The organism is Pseudoalteromonas sp. AWM4_233 (assembly GCF_056158285.1).
Window position 1 is genome coordinate 3,181,241 of record NZ_JBSWSZ010000001.1, and the last position, 22,609, is coordinate 3,203,849.

At 42.0% G+C, this 22,609-nt stretch carries 22 protein-coding genes; 6 read left to right on the forward strand and 16 right to left on the reverse strand.

Annotated elements, in window-relative coordinates; translation table 11 throughout:
* Positions 1 to 4 precede the first annotated feature (4 nt).
* The 8 genes from hflK to ACXAC4_RS14460 form a co-directional block, all read right to left on the reverse strand.
* Entirely contained in the window at positions 5 to 1,177 is a 1,173-nt protein-coding gene (gene hflK / locus ACXAC4_RS14425) for an FtsH protease activity modulator HflK (RefSeq protein ID WP_475162800.1), read from the reverse strand.
* A gap of 99 nt (positions 1,178 to 1,276) precedes the next feature.
* On the reverse strand, positions 1,277 to 2,566 hold the full coding sequence (hflX, locus tag ACXAC4_RS14430; RefSeq protein WP_475162802.1) for a ribosome rescue GTPase HflX: 1,290 nt from the start codon (positions 2,564 to 2,566) through the stop codon (positions 1,277 to 1,279).
* A gap of 19 nt (positions 2,567 to 2,585) precedes the next feature.
* The gene (gene hfq, locus ACXAC4_RS14435; RefSeq protein WP_390442240.1) at positions 2,586 to 2,855 is read right to left on the reverse strand and encodes an RNA chaperone Hfq; all 270 of its coding nucleotides are present in this window, start codon (positions 2,853 to 2,855) and stop codon (positions 2,586 to 2,588) included.
* A 74-nt stretch (positions 2,856 to 2,929) separates the two neighbouring features.
* A complete protein-coding gene (gene miaA / locus ACXAC4_RS14440; RefSeq protein WP_475164146.1) occupies positions 2,930 to 3,823 on the reverse strand; it encodes a tRNA (adenosine(37)-N6)-dimethylallyltransferase MiaA in 894 nt (297 codons plus the stop codon).
* 23 nt (positions 3,824 to 3,846) lie between these two features.
* Entirely contained in the window at positions 3,847 to 5,712 is a 1,866-nt protein-coding gene (gene mutL / locus ACXAC4_RS14445) for a DNA mismatch repair endonuclease MutL (protein WP_475162803.1), read from the reverse strand.
* 6 nt (positions 5,713 to 5,718) lie between these two features.
* Complete coding sequence (locus ACXAC4_RS14450; RefSeq protein WP_475162805.1) at positions 5,719 to 7,059, reverse strand: N-acetylmuramoyl-L-alanine amidase; 1,341 nt, start codon at positions 7,057 to 7,059, stop codon at positions 5,719 to 5,721.
* Positions 7,037 to 7,522 carry a tRNA (adenosine(37)-N6)-threonylcarbamoyltransferase complex ATPase subunit type 1 TsaE gene (gene tsaE / locus ACXAC4_RS14455; RefSeq protein WP_475162807.1) on the reverse strand — a complete coding sequence of 162 codons (486 nt, stop codon included), beginning with the start codon at positions 7,520 to 7,522 and terminating at the stop codon, positions 7,037 to 7,039. Before tsaE ends, ACXAC4_RS14450 begins: the two co-directional genes overlap by 23 nt.
* A gap of 2 nt (positions 7,523 to 7,524) precedes the next feature.
* Entirely contained in the window at positions 7,525 to 9,003 is a 1,479-nt protein-coding gene (locus tag ACXAC4_RS14460; RefSeq protein WP_475162809.1) for an NAD(P)H-hydrate dehydratase, read from the reverse strand.
* Between the two features lie 12 nt (positions 9,004 to 9,015).
* On the opposite strand from ACXAC4_RS14460, the gene queG reads away from it, so the two are divergent.
* Complete coding sequence (gene queG, locus ACXAC4_RS14465) at positions 9,016 to 10,149, forward strand: tRNA epoxyqueuosine(34) reductase QueG (RefSeq protein ID WP_475162811.1); 1,134 nt, start codon at positions 9,016 to 9,018, stop codon at positions 10,147 to 10,149.
* 53 nt (positions 10,150 to 10,202) lie between these two features.
* Here queG and ACXAC4_RS14470 read toward each other — a convergent pair whose 3' ends face one another.
* From ACXAC4_RS14470 to ACXAC4_RS14480, 3 genes are all read right to left on the reverse strand, one after another.
* Positions 10,203 to 11,330, reverse strand: a complete 1,128-nt coding sequence (locus ACXAC4_RS14470) for a response regulator (RefSeq protein ID WP_475162814.1) — start codon at positions 11,328 to 11,330, stop codon at positions 10,203 to 10,205.
* Between the two features lie 58 nt (positions 11,331 to 11,388).
* The gene (locus ACXAC4_RS14475; RefSeq protein ID WP_475162816.1) at positions 11,389 to 13,350 is read right to left on the reverse strand and encodes a PAS domain-containing sensor histidine kinase; all 1,962 of its coding nucleotides are present in this window, start codon (positions 13,348 to 13,350) and stop codon (positions 11,389 to 11,391) included.
* An 87-nt stretch (positions 13,351 to 13,437) separates the two neighbouring features.
* The gene (locus tag ACXAC4_RS14480; RefSeq protein ID WP_475162818.1) at positions 13,438 to 13,923 is read right to left on the reverse strand and encodes an N-acetyltransferase family protein; all 486 of its coding nucleotides are present in this window, start codon (positions 13,921 to 13,923) and stop codon (positions 13,438 to 13,440) included.
* Positions 13,924 to 13,999: 76 nt separating this feature from the next.
* On the opposite strand from ACXAC4_RS14480, the gene ACXAC4_RS14485 reads away from it, so the two are divergent.
* From ACXAC4_RS14485 to ACXAC4_RS14500, 4 genes are all read left to right on the forward strand, one after another.
* A complete protein-coding gene (locus ACXAC4_RS14485; RefSeq protein WP_475162821.1) occupies positions 14,000 to 14,539 on the forward strand; it encodes a glutathione peroxidase in 540 nt (179 codons plus the stop codon).
* A gap of 81 nt (positions 14,540 to 14,620) precedes the next feature.
* On the forward strand, positions 14,621 to 14,902 hold the full coding sequence (locus tag ACXAC4_RS14490; protein ID WP_349285420.1) for a peptidylprolyl isomerase: 282 nt from the start codon (positions 14,621 to 14,623) through the stop codon (positions 14,900 to 14,902).
* A gap of 92 nt (positions 14,903 to 14,994) precedes the next feature.
* Positions 14,995 to 15,576 (forward strand): glutathione S-transferase family protein, encoded by a 582-nt coding sequence (locus ACXAC4_RS14495; RefSeq protein WP_475162827.1) that lies wholly within the window; start codon positions 14,995 to 14,997, stop codon positions 15,574 to 15,576.
* Between the two features lie 21 nt (positions 15,577 to 15,597).
* Positions 15,598 to 15,948: a DUF2750 domain-containing protein gene (locus tag ACXAC4_RS14500; protein WP_058030992.1), complete on the forward strand. Its 351-nt coding sequence runs from the start codon at positions 15,598 to 15,600 to the stop codon at positions 15,946 to 15,948.
* Here the strand turns inward: ACXAC4_RS14500 and ACXAC4_RS14505 are convergent.
* Together ACXAC4_RS14505 and panP are read right to left on the reverse strand one after the other, a co-directional pair.
* On the reverse strand, positions 15,925 to 16,314 hold the full coding sequence (locus tag ACXAC4_RS14505) for a VOC family protein (RefSeq protein WP_138477985.1): 390 nt from the start codon (positions 16,312 to 16,314) through the stop codon (positions 15,925 to 15,927). The genes ACXAC4_RS14500 and ACXAC4_RS14505 overlap by 24 nt on opposite strands.
* A gap of 105 nt (positions 16,315 to 16,419) precedes the next feature.
* Positions 16,420 to 18,045 carry a pyridoxal-dependent aspartate 1-decarboxylase PanP gene (panP, locus tag ACXAC4_RS14510; protein WP_475162829.1) on the reverse strand — a complete coding sequence of 542 codons (1,626 nt, stop codon included), beginning with the start codon at positions 18,043 to 18,045 and terminating at the stop codon, positions 16,420 to 16,422.
* 259 nt (positions 18,046 to 18,304) lie between these two features.
* On the opposite strand from panP, the gene ACXAC4_RS14515 reads away from it, so the two are divergent.
* Positions 18,305 to 20,182: an EAL domain-containing protein gene (locus tag ACXAC4_RS14515; protein WP_475162832.1), complete on the forward strand. Its 1,878-nt coding sequence runs from the start codon at positions 18,305 to 18,307 to the stop codon at positions 20,180 to 20,182.
* Positions 20,183 to 20,246: 64 nt separating this feature from the next.
* Here the strand turns inward: ACXAC4_RS14515 and trmB are convergent, their stop codons facing one another.
* From trmB to ACXAC4_RS14530, 3 genes are read right to left on the reverse strand one after another with little or no spacing between them, the layout of a single operon-like run.
* Positions 20,247 to 20,918, reverse strand: a complete 672-nt coding sequence (gene trmB / locus ACXAC4_RS14520; RefSeq protein ID WP_475162835.1) for a tRNA (guanine(46)-N(7))-methyltransferase TrmB — start codon at positions 20,916 to 20,918, stop codon at positions 20,247 to 20,249.
* Positions 20,918 to 21,691, reverse strand: coding sequence for an ABC transporter permease (locus ACXAC4_RS14525; RefSeq protein ID WP_138477977.1), 774 nt, complete (start codon positions 21,689 to 21,691; stop codon positions 20,918 to 20,920). Before ACXAC4_RS14525 ends, trmB begins: the two co-directional genes overlap by 1 nt.
* Positions 21,688 to 22,608 (reverse strand): ABC transporter ATP-binding protein, encoded by a 921-nt coding sequence (locus ACXAC4_RS14530; protein WP_058030998.1) that lies wholly within the window; start codon positions 22,606 to 22,608, stop codon positions 21,688 to 21,690. Before ACXAC4_RS14530 ends, ACXAC4_RS14525 begins: the two co-directional genes overlap by 4 nt.
* Position 22,609: the final 1 nt, after the last annotated feature.

Below are 22,609 nucleotides of genomic sequence, written 5' to 3' on the forward strand. Positions count from 1 at the left end.
ACGCTTATCTCCCACTGTTGTTATATCTGTCATTTGAAAAACGATCTCTAGCGCTATTCACAGTACTGTTATTACGTGATTGCTGGCCTAAAGTTTGGCGTAATTGATTTAGGTCGTTCGCGTTTGGTAGTGTCATGGTGCCTTGTTGACCACTGCGCTGCATGATCTTATCAAGTGGTAAATACATCATGTTGTTACCACCTTTCACATCAACCAACACTTTACTACTGCTACCTAATACTTCTTCCATCATATCGATGTAAAGACGCTGACGAGTTACTTCTTTCGCCGCTTGATACTCAGGTAAAAGTTGCTCGAATCGTGCGACTTCACCCTGTGCTTCAAGAATAATACGCTCTTTGTAACCTTCAGCTTCTTGTGTCATACGAGTAACCTGACCACGTGCACGCGGCTCGATTTCTCTTTCGTATGCTTCTGCTTCACGAATGAAACGTTCTTCATCTTCTTGTGCAGCAATCGCATCATCAAACGCATCTTTTACTTCAGCTGGCGGACGAGAGTCTTTAAAGTTCACGTCAGTGACGATTAAACCAAGGTTATATGGTTCAATAATCTTATTTAACTCATCCCATGTACGTTGACGAACCACTTCACGACCCGTTGTTAATACTTGGTCCATGCGTGAATGACCAACAACATAACGAAGTGCACTATCAAGCGCTTGCTGTAAGCTGTGATCTGCATCTGTCACGCTAAAGCGATATAGTGTTGGGTCTACAACACGATACTGAACTTCAAATTCAACACTTACTACGTTTTCGTCTTCAGTCAGCATGAAACCTGACGCCGATAACGAACGAACTGCTTCGATGTCGATTGGGATCACTTGTTCAATAAACGTAGCCTTCCAACGTAAGCCTGGCTCAGCGATTCGGTCGAATTTACCAAACTGTAATACAATGCCTCGCTCGGCTTCTTTCACGGTATAAATACCACTTAGAGCCCAAACAACGATAGCAATTAGCAATACAAAGGTAATACCTGCACCGCCTAAACCACCGTTACTACCACCAGGTTTGCCGCCAAAAATACCGCCAAACTTATCGCCGAATTTACGGAATACTTCGTCAAGATCGGGTGGGCCTTGATCTTTACCACCGCGGTTTTTCCACGGATCGTTATCATTGCCATTCTTACCCGGCTCATTCCAGGCCATAGCTATACTCCATTGTTATCTAAAATGAATTAAGTTAAATCTAACAAATATCTCGCATGACTTATATCTTTATGCGAAGAAAATCGTAACAGTCTTTGTTTAATCTGAAACGATGAACTGCTCGATATTTGCACCTTGTTCTTTTTTCAATCTTTCCCAATCAACTTGTGGGATACGTACATCAAGCAGCCAATTGCCTTGCTCATCATAGTTTTCTTGTTTAACGCCGTTTAAATTAAACAGCGCTCCACGTAATTTACCTGACGCAGGTGGTACGCAAAGTGTGTAGGCAAACACTTTCTTTGCCAGTAGCTTAGAGATAGCCTCTAGTAGTAATTCTGTGCCCTCGCCAGTTTGCGCAGACAACCACACTCGAATTGGCACACCTTCGTCGTTAAAATCAATTCTTGGCTTAACATCTTCTAAGAGATCAATCTTGTTATAGACTAAAAGCTGAGGAATTTCATCTGCTTCAATCTCTTTAAGAACCGATTGTACCTCTTCTATGTTCTCTTTTCTTCTATTGTCAGCAACATCGATCACATGCAATTGTAGATCTGCCTCACGGGTTTCTGTCAGTGTCGCTTTAAACGCAGCGACTAAATCGTGAGGTAAATGTCTTATGAACCCTACAGTATCAGCAAAAATGACAGGGCCAATGTCGTCTATTTCTAACTTTCTAAGCGTTGGGTCAAGTGTTGCAAAGAGCTGATCTGCAGCATAAACCTCAGCATCAGTAACAAAATTAAATAAGCTAGACTTACCCGCATTGGTGTAACCCACTAACGACACAGTAGGCACTTCATTTCGACTACGCGCACGTCTGCCCTGCTCTCGAACCGTGGCGACTTTCTCAAGCCTTTTACGTATACTTTTTATACGCTCTCTTAATAAGCGGCGATCGGTTTCAAGCTGAGTTTCACCTGGCCCCCGCAAGCCAATCCCGCCTTTTTGTCGTTCTAAGTGGGTCCAACCACGGATCAGGCGCGTTGAGATATGCCTTAGCTGGGCGAGCTCAACCTGTAGCTTACCTTCGTGAGTACGTGCTCGCTGAGCAAAAATATCTAAAATCAGCGTCGTTCTGTCTAATACACGACACTTACAGATACTCTCTAGGTTTCTTTCTTGAGAGGGGCTGAGTTGGTGATTAAAGATGATGACATCTGCATTGTGGATTTTGACAATCTCAGCGATTTCTTCTGCTTTACCAGTTCCGACAAACAGTTTGGCATGTGGTGCTTGGCGACTGCCTTGCACAACCGCCAAACTTCTAACACCAGCAGAAGATACCAACATTTCTAACTCTCTGAGATCTTCTCGATCTCCTTCGTTTTGAAAGTCGATATGAACTAAGATTGCCTGTTCGCCGGCTTCATAACGGTCAAACAAGCATTACGCTCCTAAAAAATTAATAATTACCTTCTTCGCTACCAGAATTCTCTGAGTTATCACCGCCTTGTGCAGATTGGAAATTTACTGCTCTAGCTGGCACAACTGTTGAGATAGCGTGTTTGTAAACCATTTGGTTCACTGTATTTTCAAGTAAGATTACGAATTGATCGAATGATTGGATCTTACCTTGTAATTTGATGCCGTTAACTAAAAAAATTGAAACAGGAATGCGTTCACGACGTAGTACATTCAAAAATGGGTCTTGTAAAGATTGGCCTTTTGCCATTGTCTTATCCTTCGTTTTAGGTGTTATTATATTTTCTTTGTTGAGAAAACTCGAACAGCTTGATTTATCAACTACTAATAGCTTAGCGAAGTTAGAACACGTTGCAAGTTTTCTTGCGCATCAGTCTCTAACCAAGTCACATTTGGCCATCCCCTCAACCAAGTTAATTGTCGCTTTGCGAGCTGTCTCGTCGCCGCGACTCCTTTAAATAACATTTCATCGTGATCGTATTCGCCGGCTAAGTGTTCCCACATTTGTCGATATCCAACACAACGTATCGACGGTAAATCTAAATGTAGGTCTTCTCGCTGATATAGGGCCAAAACTTCATTTTTAAACCCCTGATCTAACATTATTTTAAATCTTTTTTCGATTCTGTCATGTAAGACTTTACGGTCAGAAGGGGCGATAGCGAATTGATGAAACGTATAAGGTAACTCTGACTGCTTTTGTTGTTGCAACTCTGTCATGGTTTTACCTGTTAAACGATACACCTCTAATGCACGATTAATTCGCTGAGAATCATTTTCGCTGATCTTCGCTGCGGCTTCTGGGTCAACTTCAGCTAAAAGTCCATGAAGTGCAGGCCAACCAAACTCATTGGCTTCTTTTTCTAACTGGGCACGAACTTTGTCATCTGCTTCAGGCAAAGGTGATAGGCCTTCTATTAACCCCTTAAAATACATCATGGTGCCGCCGACTAAAATGGGCACTTTACCTTTCGCGTGCAGTGCATCGATACATTCAATGGCATCACGTCTAAATTCTGCAACCGAGTAACTCTCTTTGGGATCGATCAGATCAATCAATTTATGAGGCGCTTGCGCTAGTTCTTCCGCATTGGGTTTCGCGGTACCTATATCCATCCCTTTATACACGAGCGCAGAATCGACACTGATAATTTCTGTGTCTAAATGCTGACATAACTCAATTGCCAATGCTGTTTTACCAGCGGCGGTTGGCCCCATAAGGGTAATGACAGGTAACTTACTCACTGTGCGCCTTGTTCTAAAATTGTTTTAAACATATTACTGTCTAGTTTAACTGCTTTTGACTGTATTGCTGAAAGACATTGTGTATTGTTTTGTATTTTTATTTGTAAATTCGCAAAGCTATCACTGGCAAAATAACTACTTGGCGTTTGCTCATATAACCACTCAAGCCAATGATGAATATCGCTGAACCCTTTTTTACTACAATCTAACGTACGATTAATTAACTCAGCCACATCTATGCTATACACATTGATAGGCAGTTTTTTAACCATAATGTATTTTTCAAAAAACTGAATATCAAAGCCGAGTAGAGTCAACCAAGATTGGTTTTTCTCAAGCGCTAGCTTATTTACAGAGTCTAAATTTACGCGAACAGGTAACAATAAAGCCTTACCTGTCAATGCCGCATCTTGCTCAATATCAGCTAGCCATAAAGGTAACAAAGCATACTTATAATGACTTAACAGAATATGATTTTGCTTTTTAACAAACAGCATCCCCTCAGCCAAAGGCATCATGTCGACTTCTGTACCAACTGTATTTGCTACATTGTCTTCGAGTGAAGAAAACTCTGAAGATGCCGGTGTTTGAGCTTGCGGTGTCAGTGCTTGATAAAACTCATTGGCATTATATTGATGCTGAGTTTGCTCAGTCGTATTCTGGTTTACAGTTGCACGCCCCCCTGAGTATGAAGATGAGTTCGCCCTACTACTTTGCCCGGCACTTGATGAAAATTGGCTAGGTTTGGGCGTAAAATCAAACCCTGAAGGGACTGATACAAGAGGCTCAGATGCGGAGGTCAGCTCTGAGCGATAGTTCTGCTGCTGAGCATCTTCGACATAATCTGGTTGTGTCTCTGCACTCAAGCTACTTTGCTCTGGCATAAATACCGCTTGTTTCAATGCTTGCACAATAAAATCATGAACTAAACGCGCTTGATGAAAGCGCACTTCATGCTTGGCCGGATGCACATTAACATCAACTTGTCTTGGGTCCAATTCGAGATAAATCACAAAGCCGGGCAATTCTATTTGCCCCATCTGCTCTTCAAATGCTTGGCGTATTGCATGCAAAATAAGTTTATCTCGCATCATACGACCATTTACATAGGTATATTGTGAGTTGCCATTATCTCCACACGGTAATACCCAACCGTATAATTTTAGCCCTTCAGCGCCAGATTCGATATATGCTGCGTCGGTTGCAAACGCTTTACCCGCCACTTGTGCTACTCTGTCGGTACCCTGCTCTGGCGTTCGAGCACGATATTGACGAACCACTTTCTTATTGTGAGTCAGGGTAATTGCCACATCAAAACGGCTTAACGCAATGCGCTTCACCAGCTCATCAATATGGCTAAATTCGGTTTTTTCGGTACGTAAAAACTTACGTCGAGCTGGGGTGTTAAAAAATAAATCTTTAACTTCAATCGTGGTGCCATTGGGGTGAGCAGTCGGCTGTACTTGCACGGCCATGTCTCTTCCCTCAGCAAATGCCTGCCAAGCTGTTTCTTGCTCTGCGGGCTTTGAACTTAAAGTAAGACGCGATACCGAGCTGATTGATGCCAAAGCTTCACCACGAAACCCCAAAGATGAGATGCATTCGAGATCATCTAAACTTTTCAATTTGCTGGTCGCATGACGAGAGAGTGCCAAAGTGAGTTCATCTTTGACAATACCGCGACCATTATCACGAATGCGGATCAGTTTATGACCGCCGCGTTCAATATCGATAGTGATGCGGTTTGCTCCTGCATCAATACTATTTTCGACTAACTCTTTAACAACAGAAGCAGGCCTTTCAACCACTTCACCCGCAGCAATTTGGTTTGCTAAACGGGCTGGTAAAATTTCAATGCTCATGCTCATCTACACTTTAGGGATTTTTAATACCTGGCCTATATACAAGGTATTTTTACTCAGTTTATTGGCTTTTTTCAGCGCCGATACCGTGGTGCCGTAACGCTGTGCTAATAAACTTAATGACTCGCCACGCTTCACCTTATGCTGCATAGGCTTATTTTCTTTCAAGCGAGCAAATAATGAATCATCAGGTGGGTTCTTTTGGTAGTGAGCACGAATAGCTTTAAAAACTGCACGAGCAAGTCGTTCTTGGTGACGTGCCGTTTTAAGCATTTTTTCTTCTTTTGGATTTGAGATAAACCCTGTTTCAACTAATATAGACGGTATATCAGGTGACTTTAGAACTCCAAAATTAGCAGACTGAGGCGTTTTCTTATGCAATTTAGAGACTTTCTTCAACTCTCTTACGACTTCTTCGGCAACGGTAAAACCCGTCTTCATTGAGTGGTCCATCGACATATCTAATAAGGCTTTTGCTAGATAGCGCTCATTTGCCGTGTCTTTAATTAAATCAGCCGCACCACCTAGTAATTGAGAATGCTTTTCTCGGTCTTCTAGCCATTTACCTGTTTCTGACTGCGCGCGTCGTAGCGATAATACCCATACTGAGGTGCCGTTAGGTTCTGGTCGAGTAAATGCATCAGCATGAATAGACACAAAAAAGTCAGCGCGTTTTTGCCTTGCTTTTGAAGTACGCGTATTGAGCTTTAGAAAGTAATCACCTGTGCGAGTGAGCCTTGCTTGCATGCCTGGCTCTGCATCAATCATTCTCGCCAGTCGTTTAGCAATCGGAAGCGTTATATTTTTTTCATAGGTCCCAGAAGGACCAATCGAACCAGGATCTTCACCACCGTGACCGGCATCAATCGCAACAATAATGTCTCGATCAGTCACCCGTTCTCGTTTTTTCTTAGTATCGTTCGCTTCTAGGCTTTTTTGCTTGCCATATAAATCTATCACTAATCGATCTTTATAAGGCCCTGTAGGTGCCAAAGCAAAAATAACAGGTCGAGCAGTACGCGTTAAATCGAACACTAGGCGGGTACTTTTCGCACTTTTTGGTTTGCTGTAACGCAGCTTAGATAACACACGGTGCTCTTTAGGAATTGCCGGCAGCTTGTTATGCTTTTTTGTATTTTCTAAATCAACCACTAAACGAAGCGGGTTCTTTAGCATAAAGTAGCTAAATTCGGGTTTGGCAGACATATCAAGCACAACGCGGGTACTCTCAGGTGAAGGCCACACCCGAACCCCTTCAATGCTATTTTTTGCCCATGCTGATACACTCAGTAACAGGCAAAAGATGAGACTTAACTGTATTATTTTAATTATTCTTAGACTGTTCATCGTTTTGTAGTGTGTTTAGTATCGCAATACCTCGTTCAGACTCAGTTTCAATACTGATCTGTCTTTGCTCCCCTTGGTACTGCATAGTAATATTTAAATCGGGAGTTGGAATAAACCCATGCCCCTTTTCAGGCCATTCAATCACGCAAATCGCTGTCGGTGCAAAATAATCTCGGATCCCCATATACTCTAACTCTTCAGGGTCGCCCAAGCGATACAAGTCAAAATGATATACCGAACAATTCGATAATTCATAAGGCTCAACTAGGGTATAGGTTGGACTCTTAACCTTACCAGTATGACCTAAGCCCTGCACAATGCCGCGTGTTAAAGTGGTTTTTCCTGCCCCGAGATCACCATGTAAAAAAATCACCGCGCCTTGTTGAACAACCTGAGCAAGCCTGCCACCCATATTCACGGTTGCAGTTTCATCCTCTAACAATAAAGTAAACGTATTACGCATGTTTATCCTAATAAACGTCGAATATAAACGAATAAATCACTGGCTAGTAACCCCTTTTTACCATCTTTAGCAGCTATCTGCGCTGCGAATCCGTGAATATACACCGCGAGTTGTGCAGCGGTGTTTTGGGCTAACCCTTGTGCAATTAAAGCAGCAATCATACCAGATAAAACATCTCCCATCCCAGCACTGGCCATTGCAGGCGTTCCTGAGCGGTTAATTGCTGTGCAATTGCCATCATACATCAAACTGCCTGGCCCCTTTAATACCACTGAAGCCATATATTCTTCATGGAGTAATTTCGCCACTTCGAAGCGAGCAGACATACTGTAATGCTCACCTAATAATCGCCTAGCCTCTCCTTCATGGGGTGTAATGACGCACCTTGGTAATTTTTTTGGTCGCTTTGCTAATAAGTTTAAGCCATCGGCATCTAAGACTATTTCACCATCAAACTCTATGGCAGTATCAAACAGCTCCTTTGCCCAACTAGATTGTCCAAGTCCTGGCCCTATCACTAAGACATCGGCTTTATCCATAAGTGCCAATAAATCAGCTTTATTTTCAAGACCATGAACCATAAGCTCATAGCGCCCTTGTAATACCATGGCAACATTATCTGGATGCGTTGCGACACTGACAAGGCCTGCCCCCGTTCGTAAACAGGCCTCTGCCGCCAGCCGTATGGCACCGGCCATCCCTTTTCCACCACCAATTAATAACACATGACCACATTGGTTTTTGTATGTGTCTATTGCTCTTGCAGGACTGTTCGCAAGATGTTCATGTTGATTGAGGTAAGTGGCACTCGGCTTAACAAGCGTTGCAAACGCTTCTGCAACTCCCAATTCAGCTAAATAAAGTCGACCACAATGCGCCGTCGCTTTACCCGTTAATAAGCCTTGCTTTAAAGCGATAAAAGTCAGTGTGACATCTGCTTTAAAGGCGCCATTAGCAACTTCTGATGAATTGGCATTGACACCGCTGGGGACATCTATGCTTAATTTGATTGCAGTGCTTTTTTTACATTGAGCAAAAATAGAAATAAGCGGAGCACTAAGCCCACCTTTAAACCCAGTACCAAATATGCCATCAACAATCACATCAAACGTTTGTTGCTGAGGCCAACCTGCACTGAATTCAACTTCACATAATTTAGCGTGCTGGTAGGCTTTTAACGCATCACCTTGCAATAAACTAGTCGGAAACACACTGTAAACGACAACCTGTCGGCCAGTTTGTTGTAAATGCGCGGCCAACAAGTAGGCGTCTCCCGCATTATTGCCTTTTCCAGCCAAGATCAAGATTCGTTCAGCATCAACAAACTCGACGTCAAACAAACTGAATAATGCCTCACCAGCTCGTTGCATTAACTGCCATAAAGAAACTCCCATTTTTTGCGCAGTTTGTGCTTCATACGCTTGTACCTGTTGGGCGAGGTATGCGTATTGTGGTAAATTAGCGGTGTATTTAGCTTCCAAGATTATGATTCCGTGACTGCCACTAAGATTAATTATATTGAACTTGCTGCAAAAATTAAGCAATGGGGTAAAGAATTTGGCTTTGCCGAGGTTGGGATCACTGACATTGATCTGAGAGAACACGAAGCTCAACTGCAGCGCTGGTTAGATAATGGCTATCATGGCGAAATGAGTTACATGGCCGCCCATGGAATGAAACGGGCAAGACCCGCTGAACTTGTCCCGGGCACTCAGCGGATCATCAGTGTAAAAATGAATTATCTGCCACCTGAAGCGAGCTTTGCAAAGGCGCTTGGAAATAAAGAAACCGCCTATATTAGCCGCTATGCGTTAGGTCGTGATTACCATAAAGTGATCCGTAATAAACTGAAGAAGCTTGGACAAAAAATTGAACAGGAAGTTGGACAGTTTGGCTTTCGCCCTTTTGTTGATTCAGCGCCAGTATTAGAACGCCAACTCGCAGAAAAAGCAGGCCTTGGATGGCGTGGTAAAAACAGCTTGTTAATCAATAAACAAGCTGGTTCATGGTTTTTTTTAGGAGAGTTATTTGTCGACTTACCCCTTCCTATTGATGAACCAAACAAAGAAGAAGGCTGTGGAAAATGTACCGCCTGTATAACATTATGCCCTACTGGTGCCATTGTTGAACCTTATGTTGTTGATGCTAGAAAGTGTATTTCGTATTTAACCATCGAGTTGCAGGGCCCCATTCCTGAGGAGTATCGCACTCTACTGGGCAATCGCGTATATGGGTGCGATGATTGTCAGCTGGTTTGCCCATGGAATCGTTTTGGACAACTCACCCAAGAGGATGATTTTGCACCTCGAAAGAACCTCAAAGATCAAGAATTACTGACGCTATTTAGTTGGACAGAAGATACATTTCTAAAAAATACTGAAGGTAGCCCAATTCGTCGGATTGGTTTCGAACGCTGGCAAAGGAACCTAGCTGTTGGGCTCGGAAATGCACCATTTAATCAAACCATCGTGGACGCATTAGAAAGTGCCTTTCATCAAAGTAGTGATTTGGTTAAAGAGCACATTGAATGGGCTTTAGAGAAACAAAGGCAAAAACAGTGTGATGAAGATAGAAAGCAATCGCGCTTGATCCGCATTATTGAAAAGGGATTGCCACGCGATGCTTAATACCAATCCTCAATCATTTTGAGGATTGGTATAACAAATAGTAGTTGCCCCTACTATTTTTTATTAATTAACGATAGATCCGCTTCGATTTCAGCAAAAGCAGTTCTAACTCTCGTGATAGACTCTTCACGCGCAACAGAGTTTTGGATTGCCTCATCAACATTAGTGAAGATAAATACTTCTTGGTCTTCATCTAAGCCCATAGTCGGTATCCTGCTTTCAAACTGCTCTTGCAGTGAGCGGAATACCTCTTCATTGTGCTTACGATTATCATCCAGTAACGACATTAACCCAGTAAACTTACTGTGTACCATAGAGATGACTTCTGAGAGGTTTTGCTGCTGCTCTTGTAACTCTCTGCGTGTCAAAATTGACAACAATTGCTGCTCAGTCACACTCACGATAAAGCAAATATGATCGCGAATACGACCATGCTTTTCTTCATCGTCTTCAGGCATATTCAAAATCAATAGGCTAAGATTTTCGTAATTTACCAGAATACGGTTTTGGAACTCATGTAAACGGCCTTTTGATTTGAGGATCTCGAAAAGTTCCAGCACAATCGGAGAACATAGACCTGATGACGCAAAATGCTGCCTATCGTCGTCAATTCTTAACTCCATATTGCAATTCAAACCAAAACTTGAAAGACAACTGATCAAGGCTTGTGCTAATTCAGAGACATCGTCTATTTGACCGATTTGCTCGATGTAATTAACAATTTGCCCCATTTCACTACTAGTCGCCATGGCGCTAAATGCAGTGCTTGTTGCATCTTCAACTTGTTGTTCCAGACTTTCTTTTTCAAGTAAAATCTGACCCAAATTACTGAGTTTGCTTTTTAATTCTCCATGAGCAAAAGGCTTAACAATATAGTCTTCGGCACCTACGGAATAACCTTCCATACGCTCTTCAACTGAACCTCGAGCAGACACAAACATAACGACAATATCTTTAGTGGCTGGGTTTGCTTTTATTTGACGGCATACTTCATAGCCATCCATACCCGGCATACTTACATCAAGTAAAACGACTTGAGGGGAAAACGACTCCAGCACTTCTAAACATTCCGGTCCGCTTTCTGCAGTCACCAATTGTAAGTCCAAGTCTTCTAAGATTTCTTCTATGATCTCTAAATTAAACGGCTCGTCATCAACAGCTAAAATTCTTTGCAATGCCATGATCTATTCCTTTTCTTGATACCTATAGAATAGTTATAGTCTTGGTTTAACAAGTTTGCTAAACCATTAATTCGTTTTGTTTCTTTAATGGTAACTCAATCATCACAGTTGCACCGCCATTATTATTGTTCTTAGCGCAAATATAACCCTTATGTAGTAGTATAAACTCCTTACAAATGGCTAAACCGAGCCCAGTTCCACCTGCACCACTATTGGTTTTACTACTTTGCACAAACTTAGAAAAGACCTGCTCTAGCTCGTCTTCAGGAATACCGACACCACTGTCACTGATTGCAATATTGACCTTTTCTTCAACTAAGGTAATCGCAACACCTATCTCACTGTCTTTCGTGCTAAATTTAAGTGCGTTTCCTAGCAGGTTTCGCATCACCTGATTAAGTTGTTCTTGGTCACAAAACAGTGGCAATTTATCTACTGGAGAATTGACTCGAATTTGAATATTCTTCTCCATTGCAGAGCCAGCGACATCTTCGATGCCTGTTTTAATGATCGCCATTAAATCATTGTTACTTGGGTTAAATGGAAAATGGCCCGCATCGAGTTTTGATAGGTCTAACAAATTATTGAGTAGTAAAAGTAAACGCTCACCGCTGGTTTCTATTCGCGATAAATATTTTTTTAATTTATCGACAGGGGTTTCTCCTGCACCAAGCTTATCTAGCCCAAAGCGTGCAAAACTTAAAATGGAATGCATAGGAGTACGAAGTTCATGTGACATATTGGCTAAAAACTCTGATTTACTTTGGTTAGCCGCTTCGGCGTCATCTTTTGCTTTTTGTAACTGTGCAGTACGCGCTTGTACTTCAACTTCTAATACTTCTTTCGCTTCTTCTAATAATTGTTGCTTTTTCTTTAGTTGCGTTACATTTTTTAATATCACCGCAAATGCCATTTCACCATGATGGTCAATTTCGGTAAAAGTGCCCATAAGTGGCACCGCGCCGCTTTCTCTGGGTAACAATAACTCAAAATCAAAATGTCTATGAGCACCCACACCTTGGATCGCCGTTTTAAGACCTGAAGCAGTCTCTTTATCAAATAGCTCGAAGATAGAATGTTCCGGTAAGTCTTCAGGAGACAGTTTTAATAGTTCACCACAGGCATCATTCGCTTCAATGATTTTGCCATTTCGAGAAAACAGCATAATAGGATCAGGCGTATGTTTATAGATAACTCGAAGTAAACTGTCTCTTTCTATTAAGGCATCAACGGTGTCTTGCAGTCGTTCAACCAGCTCTTGGTTATGACGTTTGAGCAGTTCGGTTTGCCATAATTTATGCAACGATTGCAGTAGTTCACTTTCATCAAAAGGTTTGATCAGTACATCTTCAACGCCTTGACGAATGGCTTCCATCATATCAACTTGATTTGCTCGAGAGGTAAACAACAGACATCGGCAGTGTGGATATACCATTTTAAGCGCATTAAATACTTCAAGCCCTGTGCCTTGCTCCAAATTAAAGTCACTGATCAACAAGTCAATATCATTATCTTTGGCAAGCTCTAAGGCTTCTTCTTTGCAATGCGCTGTTAACACTTGGAGTTGAGCGCCGCGTAGACTGGTTGCCAAAGATTCAAGTCGTTCGTGAAAATGGTCAACCAACAACACTTTTGGTAATACGAGCCGAGAATCAATGCCAACCTCTAAGACTCGCTCTAATAGGTTGGTAATTTCTTTATTAGCAAAGAAGGGATAAATCACAATACCATTAGGTAAAGCGCGATTAAATTGACTAAAAACTTGCAAATGCTCTGTATTATCTGGTTTTGGAGCAAGTAAGATGAGCTTAGAATGCGCTCGTAAAACAGACAAGCTATCTAGATATTCACTGGGGATCCCATGCGCAATGGCAACAACATCATATTGGTTGAAATCAAACTCTTCATTTAACATGCGATAATGAATATGTTCTACTTCACCACCTAGTAACTCAAATAGCACTTTAAGGCGCATGGCCAATACACTGTTACTATCAATTATCAGTATTTTATTAGACATAGCTCGTTCTTAGACTCTATTTTTCAGCCAACCACATATTGACTGAGCAAACTCACACTTGAGCAAATCTGTGATTAATTATGACAATCACAAATGCTTCCCTAGAATAGTCAAACTATAAGTCTGATCATCCATTTCTGCCACTTGAGGAAACTCGCCCCATACAGCATAGCTATGCTGTTTAAATAGCTTAATACTTGGGGTGTTATGCGAAAATACAAAACCAAGTAATACTTTTAGGCCTATCTCTCGACCATGTTCTTCCGCAAATTCGAGCAGCTTTTTGCCCAACCCCTGACCACGTGCATTGTGAGTAATATAAATACTAATTTCTTTGCAATTCTGGTATGCCGGTCGCCCATAAAAGTCTTTATAACTTAACCACCCAAGTACATCTTCACCATCGTAACAAACAAAAATAGGCGAGCGCTTATTATGACTTTCAAACCAAGCTATTCGAGACTCAACAGTCACGGGCTCGGTGTCAGCTGTCACCATACGGCTGGCAATGGTTTCGTTGTAAATGGCAACTATCGCCTCTAAATCGGATGCTTGTGCATAGCGAATATTCATTACTTTTACTCTACAATGATCGTGGTAAACGAAGAATTCGTATCTTAAACTAGTCAAATAAAAAATGGGAAAACATATGTGTAAGTATTTATTAAGTTTAATGATTTTGTGCTATGCGCTGCTAACAACGCCAGTGCAGGCAAATAGCTGCGATGACTTCACGAATGTCACAATGCGAAAACTGCACTCTGAAGAGTCAGTAAATTTTTGTGAATTTAAAGATAAACCACTACTGATTGTGAATACGGCCAGTAATTGTGGTTTTACAGGCCAATTTGAAGAACTTGAAGCCCTGCACCAAAAATACAAAGACAAAGGCCTAGTAGTAATTGGTTTTCCGAGCGACGACTTTTTCCAAGAAGAAAACGATGAAGCAGATACAGCTGAAGTCTGTTACGTAAATTACGGGGTAACATTCACAATGCTCTCAACAACAGCCGTTCGCGGTGATGATGCAAACCCTATTTTCAAACACCTTAATGCAGAGACAAGTTCACCTAAGTGGAACTTCTATAAATATCTTGTTTCAGCAGACAGAAAAACGGTACAACGCTTTAATAGCCGAACTAAGCCGCTTTCGGCAAATTTAACTCAAGCAATTGAAAATTCACTATAACCGTTGCGCGAGAAAAAATTCTATCTATACTAGAAGAAACTATGAGTAAATATTGCTCAGACTTAGAATTATGGAGAATGTATGACAGTTGCCAGTGCAAGACATATTTTAGTTGAAAGCGAAGCGCTTTGCTTAGAATTGAAATCAGAAATAGAGCAAGGTGCAGACTTCGCAGAACTTGCAAAAAAACACTCAAGCTGTCCGTCAGGCCAAGATGGTGGTGAGCTAGGCGAATTTGGACCAGGTATGATGGTACCAGAATTCGATAAAGTAGTTTTTTCTGCACCGGTTAATCAAGTACAAGGACCAGTGCAAACTCAGTTTGGTTACCATTTACTAGAAGTAACAAGCCGAACTGAATAAACATCAGTATATTCTAAAGCCGCTTTAGCGGCTTTTTTTATACCTATTTCAAAGGTATTTTTTCAATAAGCATAAAAGATAGGAGCCGATTTATGCACTTGTATGGTTCTGACACCTCTCCCTACGCGCGCCGCATTCGTATGTTTGCCCAGTATCACCAATTTGATTTACCTTACACTTGTCTTGATATATTTGCGCAGGCAGATCGACAAACCATGATTGAACACAACCCGACCCGGAAAATCCCATTTCTAACTGATGGTGAGTTAAACATCGCGGACTCGGGGTTAATCATGCGTTATTTAACTGAACAATATCAGATCCCTGAAGTGACTTGGTGGCAAGCGAACCAACTAGTTCAAGTCGATGCTTGTAATGACTCATTAATTGAATTGTTACTTTGCCATCGTTCAGGCTTTGATACCTCTGAAAACAAACTATTCTTCAACCTTCAATATGAACGCATTGCTGCACTTTTGGCCTATTTAAATGAACAATGTGTGAAAGAAGCGTTTTTAGAAAGCAGTTATCTCAAGATCAGTTTATACTGCCTGCTAGATTGGATCTTGTTTCGTGATCTCTATAATTTGCAAGACTTTGCAGCCTTGGTGGCATTCCATCAAGTACAAAGTAATTTGCCTGGTGTAGCACAAACTGATCCTAGACATTCTTGATAGCTTAAACAGGATAAGATGATGAGCGAAATCGAAATTGAATCAGAATTAGTCACATTTGTTGAGCAAGCCCGCCTTGGAGCGCAAGTTTGGGCTTTAGGCGCAGAAGATGGTGGCGTCGTTGTTTGCGAGTCAAACCAGTTTGAAAATGCGGATGTCCTTTTGCTATGGGATAGTGAAGAAAAAGCAAAAGCACAATGTAAAGACGAGTGGCAAGCATACTCGCCTATGGCTATCGACCTAGACGAGTTACTAGACGAGTGGGTTGAAGATTTAAACGAAGACCAAGCACTATTTGGCTTAAACTGGAACGATGAGAACGTGTGTGTAGAAATCGAGCCTACTGGCTTAGCACGCGCTTTGTGTGACTAACGCAATCAAAGTTCCTTCGATAGCACGCACATAAGCTTGTGTGTGCTCTCCTCTATGAATTGGTGGCATCAGCGGCTCTGCGCCGGCTTCAACCGCTTTATCATAACTCTCAATCACATTTTCACACTCAATACACAATTCAAACCCCAGTGCGGGCTGCTTTGGGTGGCTACGAATATAACTTTGCTTAAACTGCGCTTGCGCCAAAGGGTGTGAGGCAAAGCCAAGTGTCACCATACCTGTATCTAACTCACCATAATCAGCCGCTTCAGTCAGCGCAGTAGTCGCAAAACCAAAAGCTTGATAGTAAAAATCTAACGCCTCTTCAACTGAGTCGACATAAATGATTGTTTTTAAATACTGCATGTTCAGAAGTTGGTTAAAAATCGCTTAAACTAAGCATACTATTTGAACAGCATAAAAAAAAGCCAACTTGTTCAGTTGGCTTTTTTACTATCAATCTCTTTCTGATTATAAGTACTTAGCTAAGTACTTTTTAAAGATAGGATCTGTTTGCGCCAATTGCTTTTGCTCGTCTAGAATTTCTTTAAGCATAGCTTCCGAAGTTAATGGGTTGGCTAAGACCACTCTGAAAACAACCGTAGGCTGATTATCGTATTGTGCTGGTGTAAGGCGTGTACGAGAGACAAATGAGCGCCCTGCTTCACGCTGACGCTTTTGCATGCTTGCCGTGAATCGGTTTAATGCAGCATAAATGTCGATTTTCTCGGCTTCATTCGCATTGGCGATTGCCTGCTTAATTGCCCTAGGTACATAACGGTAGGTTAATAAACATAGCTCAGGCTCTGATACCAGCTCAAAATCTTCATCTTGTTTGATAAGCTCGGCAAAGTACTTTGCTTTCGCAATGCCCTTATCGATCAGCATTTCATAGCCTTTACGACCAATCACACGCAAACACGCATGTACCAGCATCGCCATGCCTGGACGGCTTCCTTCTAGCGTATGACTCCCTAAATCTTTAGAGCCCTTACGAAGAATATATTCAGCGTGATGTTCGATGGCATCTGTGGCATGCGGGTCTTTAAACAGCACCATACCCGCGCCCATAGGCACATACATTTGTTTATGCGCGTCAATGGTGATTGAATCTGCACGCTCAATGCCAGCTAATAATGGACGCGCATTGCTCGACAATAAGGTGGCGCCACCCCAAGCTGCATCTACATGAAAGTGACAGTTTAGCTCTTGAGCCAAATCAGCCATCTCATTTAATGGATCTATGCTACCTGTCTCAGTTGTGCCAGCAACCCCCACTAATGCCATGACTTTAATGCCTTGCGCTTCAAGCTCTAATGCTTTCTCACGCATGGCCTGAACATCAACCTTATTATTATCACTGGTCTTAACGGCAATAAAATTGTCGCGACCAATGCCTAATACATCTGCGGCTTTACCCAGTGAATAGTGACCGCGTTCAGACACCAAAACCGCCAAGCCTTTGTAGCCATAGTGCATCATAGCTGCCACTAGGCCTTGGCTGTTAATACCTTTAAAATCACCTTGTGGTTTTAACAAGCGATTTCGGGCGATCCAAAGTGCTGTAATATTGGCAACGGTTCCACCTGAGCAAAACGCACCTAACGACGTTTTTGCACTGTGCATCCATTTGCCATAAAAAGATTCATCAGCACCGTAAGCAAGGTGGTGCATCATACCCAACACTTGACGTTCTAATGGCGTAAATGCTTTCGAAGTTTCGATTTTTACTAGGTTCTGATTTAACCCCACCATGAGTTTTGATAGAGGTAAAACAAAATGAGGAAGTGCTGAGGTCATATGCCCAATAAAACTCGGGGAAGCCGTATGCACTGAATGCGCAACGAGCTGCTCCATTATGTCTTGAGCATAGTCAGATACAAACATAGGCTGTTCTGGAATAGCAGCCGACTGAAAATCTTTTTCCACTTCGTGCAAAGGTTTTTCAATTGCAGCAATATTCTCGTTTAAAAAGCCCACCAAATTATTGGAGATTTCCAGTTCAATCTTGCTTAAAGTTGAATCTGGCGCTTCCGGCACCGTAAATATACGCATTAAAGTTTCATCAGAAGCTACAGCACAACGCTTAGGACCCATGTTTCTACCTAGTTAAACAAACCAACGATAGATGTAAATATCCTCATTGGCCTTATAATTCTTATATGACTAAACCGCTAACTGTACTTTAAGTTTTCATTAAAGTCTCGTTTTGCGCCTATAAAACTTAAACGCGCTTTCTATACTAGTGTAAAAGACGCAATCTTGAAGTGGACTTAAGTCAGATATTTGCCTAATATTTGTGGAAAATGATGATCACTCTTAAAAGCTTTTTTGCTTTTTAGAATAAGGACTAACAATGATCAGAAGGACCTCGCCAGCAAACATTCTCTTTGCAGGCTTTTTTATATTTCTAACTTGTTTAGTAGGTTATGTTTACTACACCTACGAAACAACGCGCACAGCAATTATTAGCGATATTGATGAACGCTTGCTACATGCGGCTAAAAGTGCACAGCTTTTAATTGGTGAACAGTATCATGCTGATTTAGCAACAATTCAACCTGAACAATACCAACGTTTAAGCAAACAACTCTCGCTTTTGGCTGATACGCTCAATGTCGAGTACGTGTATAGCATGGTGTATGAAAAGCCTTTTGTGCTTTTTACAACATCAAGCTATACCAAAGAAGATGTACAAACGAACATGCTTACTCGCTTTTTAGACCCCTATCCAGAAGCGACAGTCATAAATAAAAGTGCTTTTCGCTCTACTGAGCCTGTATTTGAGATTTCAGAAGACCAGTGGGGGCGTTTTAAGACAATTCTTGTGCCCTATATGAGCAATACAGGTAAAACTTACCTCGTAGGTGCTGACATAACCATGGATTCTGTACAAGCGCAGCTCAATGCCAGCGTCACGCGTGCCATTCTCAGTGGCAGCTTTTTCTTTTTCATCGCTGTTTTGGTGGCCAGCTTTTACTTTATCTTATATCGAAAGTCACTCACCACAGATCCTCGCACAGGTTTTGGTAATCGCATTGCTCTTGAGTACGATATCAAACAGCACAAAAGTCAGCACTTAAGCCTTGCCATTGTAGAAATACATGAGCTAGAGAATATTGTCAGCTTTTATGGTGCAAATGTGGGCGATCAGGTGATGAGTAAAGTGATGAGTTATTTTGCTGCACAATCCAGCTCAGTGTATGTTTATCGACTCGCAACATCAAAGTTAGTGTTATTTTGTGACAGTGAGCGTGGCGAACATTTTTTAAGTAATTTGGTACAACAGTTTCCTGCCAGTTCTCCCGTGTTAAGTCGGCCTCACCTTTATGTTCAGCTTAATGCAGGCATAGCAGAAGGGAATAAATCTCTACTTTTAGAAAACGCCTATGTTGCTTGTCGACAAGCGGTTCAGCAAAAAGAGTTAGTGTGTATTTACAGTATTGATAAGCACGAGGCTAAACAGCTGCAACATGCTCGCCTAGCAATGGCTAAAACACTTAATGATGCCTTTTCTCAAAATCGTGTCGTTGTTTATTTTACCCCGCGCTGCGCGCCGAACCATGACAATATATGCCAGTATTTATGTAATGCCCGTGTACTCGATGAGCAAGGCGGTATCATTACCGACAACGCTTTTTCTGAAGTGGTGAAACAATCCCGCATGGAAGGGCAACTCACACGACATATTTTTTCTCAATGTGTAACTCGCTTTAGAAAATCTCGTACAGCTTGGTCGATTGGATTAAGCTACCAAGACGCCTCTGATCCTCAATTAATTGACTTTATTACACAAGAGCTGCGCCGCTACCCGCAACCAAGCTTAATCACCTTCGAACTTGATGAACAAGATATTCTAGATAACTTTAATGCAATGGCGGTTGCCATAAATATATTAAAGAGTAAGGGCGTGAAAATTTTGGTGAACTCAGTGAGCAGTGGTTTGCTGACCGTAAGCAGAGTGATGAAACTCAGCATTGATGCTATCAAGCTCGATGATGGCATTTCTTCACACTTAGAAAGTGATGAACAGGTGCTATCTTTTATCGAGCATTTAGCACGTTTGTGTAAAGACAGAGAAATGCACTTGATCGTCGGTAATGTAGAAACCGAAGTACAGTACGAACTGCTCAGTGCAGCTGGTGTTACTTACTTACAAGGGGGTTATATTGGCAAGGCCACGCCGCATATCAAATGCCCAGAAGAGCATACGACGTATCAGGCGAGTGCATAGACCTTTGAGTATCAATGTAAAAAAGGGCTAGACAGCCCTTTTTTAATGAGTTTGAAAACAGGCTTTAGCGAGATAAATCTAGTTTCAAACGTGTACTAGATTGCCCGCTCGCCCAGTATTTTCGCTCAAACGGCGTGATGGCAGTGTCACTCTCGTACGCTTCAACCGCAGCTGGGTGGCCTGCTAATTCTAGCGCTCGTGCAAACTCTTTAACGTAAATATCCCAATTAGAGCGCACTTCTAAAATACCACCTAGCTTCACAATAAATGGAAAGACAGGGGCACCATGCCAACGTCTACCAATATGCTTAGCTTTTGGCCAAGGATTTGGATATAACAAGTAATGGTGCGTTGGCTGCCAACCAGCTTCTAGCGCAAGGCGCCAAAAGTCGTTTAGGTCAGCTTGCACTAAAATATAATGCCCTGATTCTGTTTGCTTATATTCCACATCATGTTTATCTAAGCGGTGCGACGACTTATCGATACCAATCACTAAGGCATCTGGGTGCAGCTTAGCTAAGTTAGCGGTGCTTTCACCTACTCCGCAGCATGAATCTAAAATCAAAGGCCCGTTAAAAGCCTGAACCTTTTCATTGACCTCATCAAACGCTTTTTGCGTATGTTCGGCAATGGGCTTTTTAAACTCTGCCGCTAGGTGTTTTTGTACTATTTCATCGAGCTTTTCATGTAGCCCAGGTTGGTTTGAAACAATGCTTCTCGAATTTGCTTCACTCATCAGTGACGTAATCCTATTCCACGGCGAATTAATGTCAGTGCCGTAATAAATAAACCAGTAATTAGCACTAATAATACCGCAAATGAGGTGTAAATGCTGACATCAGACACACCTAAAAAGCCAAATCTAAATGCGTTCACCATATAAATGATCGGATTTGCTTGCGACACACCTTGCCAAAATTCAGGCAACAGCGTGATAGAGTAAAATACCCCACCTAAGTATGTCAGTGGCGTCAGGACAAACGTTGGTATAATACTGATGTCGTCAAAGCTGTTTGCATAAACGGCGTTGATAAGGCCACCTAACGCAAAAACCGCCGATGTCAGTACCACAGTGGCAATGATCACAAACACATTATGAATTTGAATATCAACAAAAAACAAAGACACAATTGTGACGATTAAACCTACTAGCATGCCGCGGGCCATACCGCCGCCCATATAACCAAGCACAATAATGTAATTTGGCACTGGAGCCACTAACAGCTCTTCAATGCTCTTTTGGAATTTAGTCGAATAGAAGCTTGATGCAACATTTGAATAGGAGTTGGTGATCACCGACATCATAATCAGACCCGGTACAATAAACTCCATATAGCTAAAGCCGCCCATCTCGCCAATACGCGAGCCGATTAAACTACCGAAGATCACAAAATACAGCGTCATAGTGATCGCAGGTGGCACTAAGGTTTGCACCCAAATACGTAAAAAGCGGATACATTCTTTGATCCAAATACTTTTTAACGCGACTGAATAACGACTTAAACTCATGCTTCACGCCCCTGCTCTAGTAAACTTACAAACAATTCTTCTAATCGGTTGGCTTTATTTCGCATACTCAGCACGGTATTACCTTGCGCTGATAACTGTGAAAACACCTCGTTTAACCCTTGAGATTTTGCCACTTCAACCTCTAATGTGTGGTCGTCAGTCATAACGAACTCATAACCCTCTAAGGTAACGGGTTTCACAGGTGACTGTAAGTCGAGTACAAAGGTTTCTTTGTCTAACTTGGCAAGTAAGGCTTTAATCGTGGTGTTTTCAACAATCGTACCTTGGTCGATGATGGCGATGTTTTTACACAGTAACTCCGCCTCTTCAAGGTAGTGAGTTGTCAAAATAATCGTCACTCCTTGCTCGTTGATTTCACGTAAGAAATCCCACATTGAGCGACGTAGTTCGATGTCTACACCTGCGGTTGGTTCATCTAAAATAAGCAACTTAGGTTCGTGCATTAATGCGCGTGCGATCATCAGGCGGCGTTTCATACCTCCCGAAAGCGTTCGCGCTTGCTTGTCTTTTTTATCAAACAGACCCAGCTTTTTTAAATATTTCTCGGCACGCTCATGGGCTAGTTTACGTGGCACACCATAGTAACCCGCTTGGTTCACTAAAATTTGGTTCAGTGTTTCGAACTGAGAAAAGTTGAATTCTTGCGGCACTAGACCTAGCTCTTGTTTCGCGTCTTCTAACTTCGTATCAATCGAATGACCAAAAACTTCAACTGTGCCTGCGGTTTTATTTACCAATGATGAGATGACGCCAATGGTGGTTGATTTACCTGCACCATTAGGGCCAAGCAGCGCAAAAAAATCGCCCTGCTCTACTTGCAAGTCGATGCCTTTTACCGCCTCGACGCCATTTTTATAGACTTTGCGTAAGCCTTGAATATTTAATGCGATGGTCATG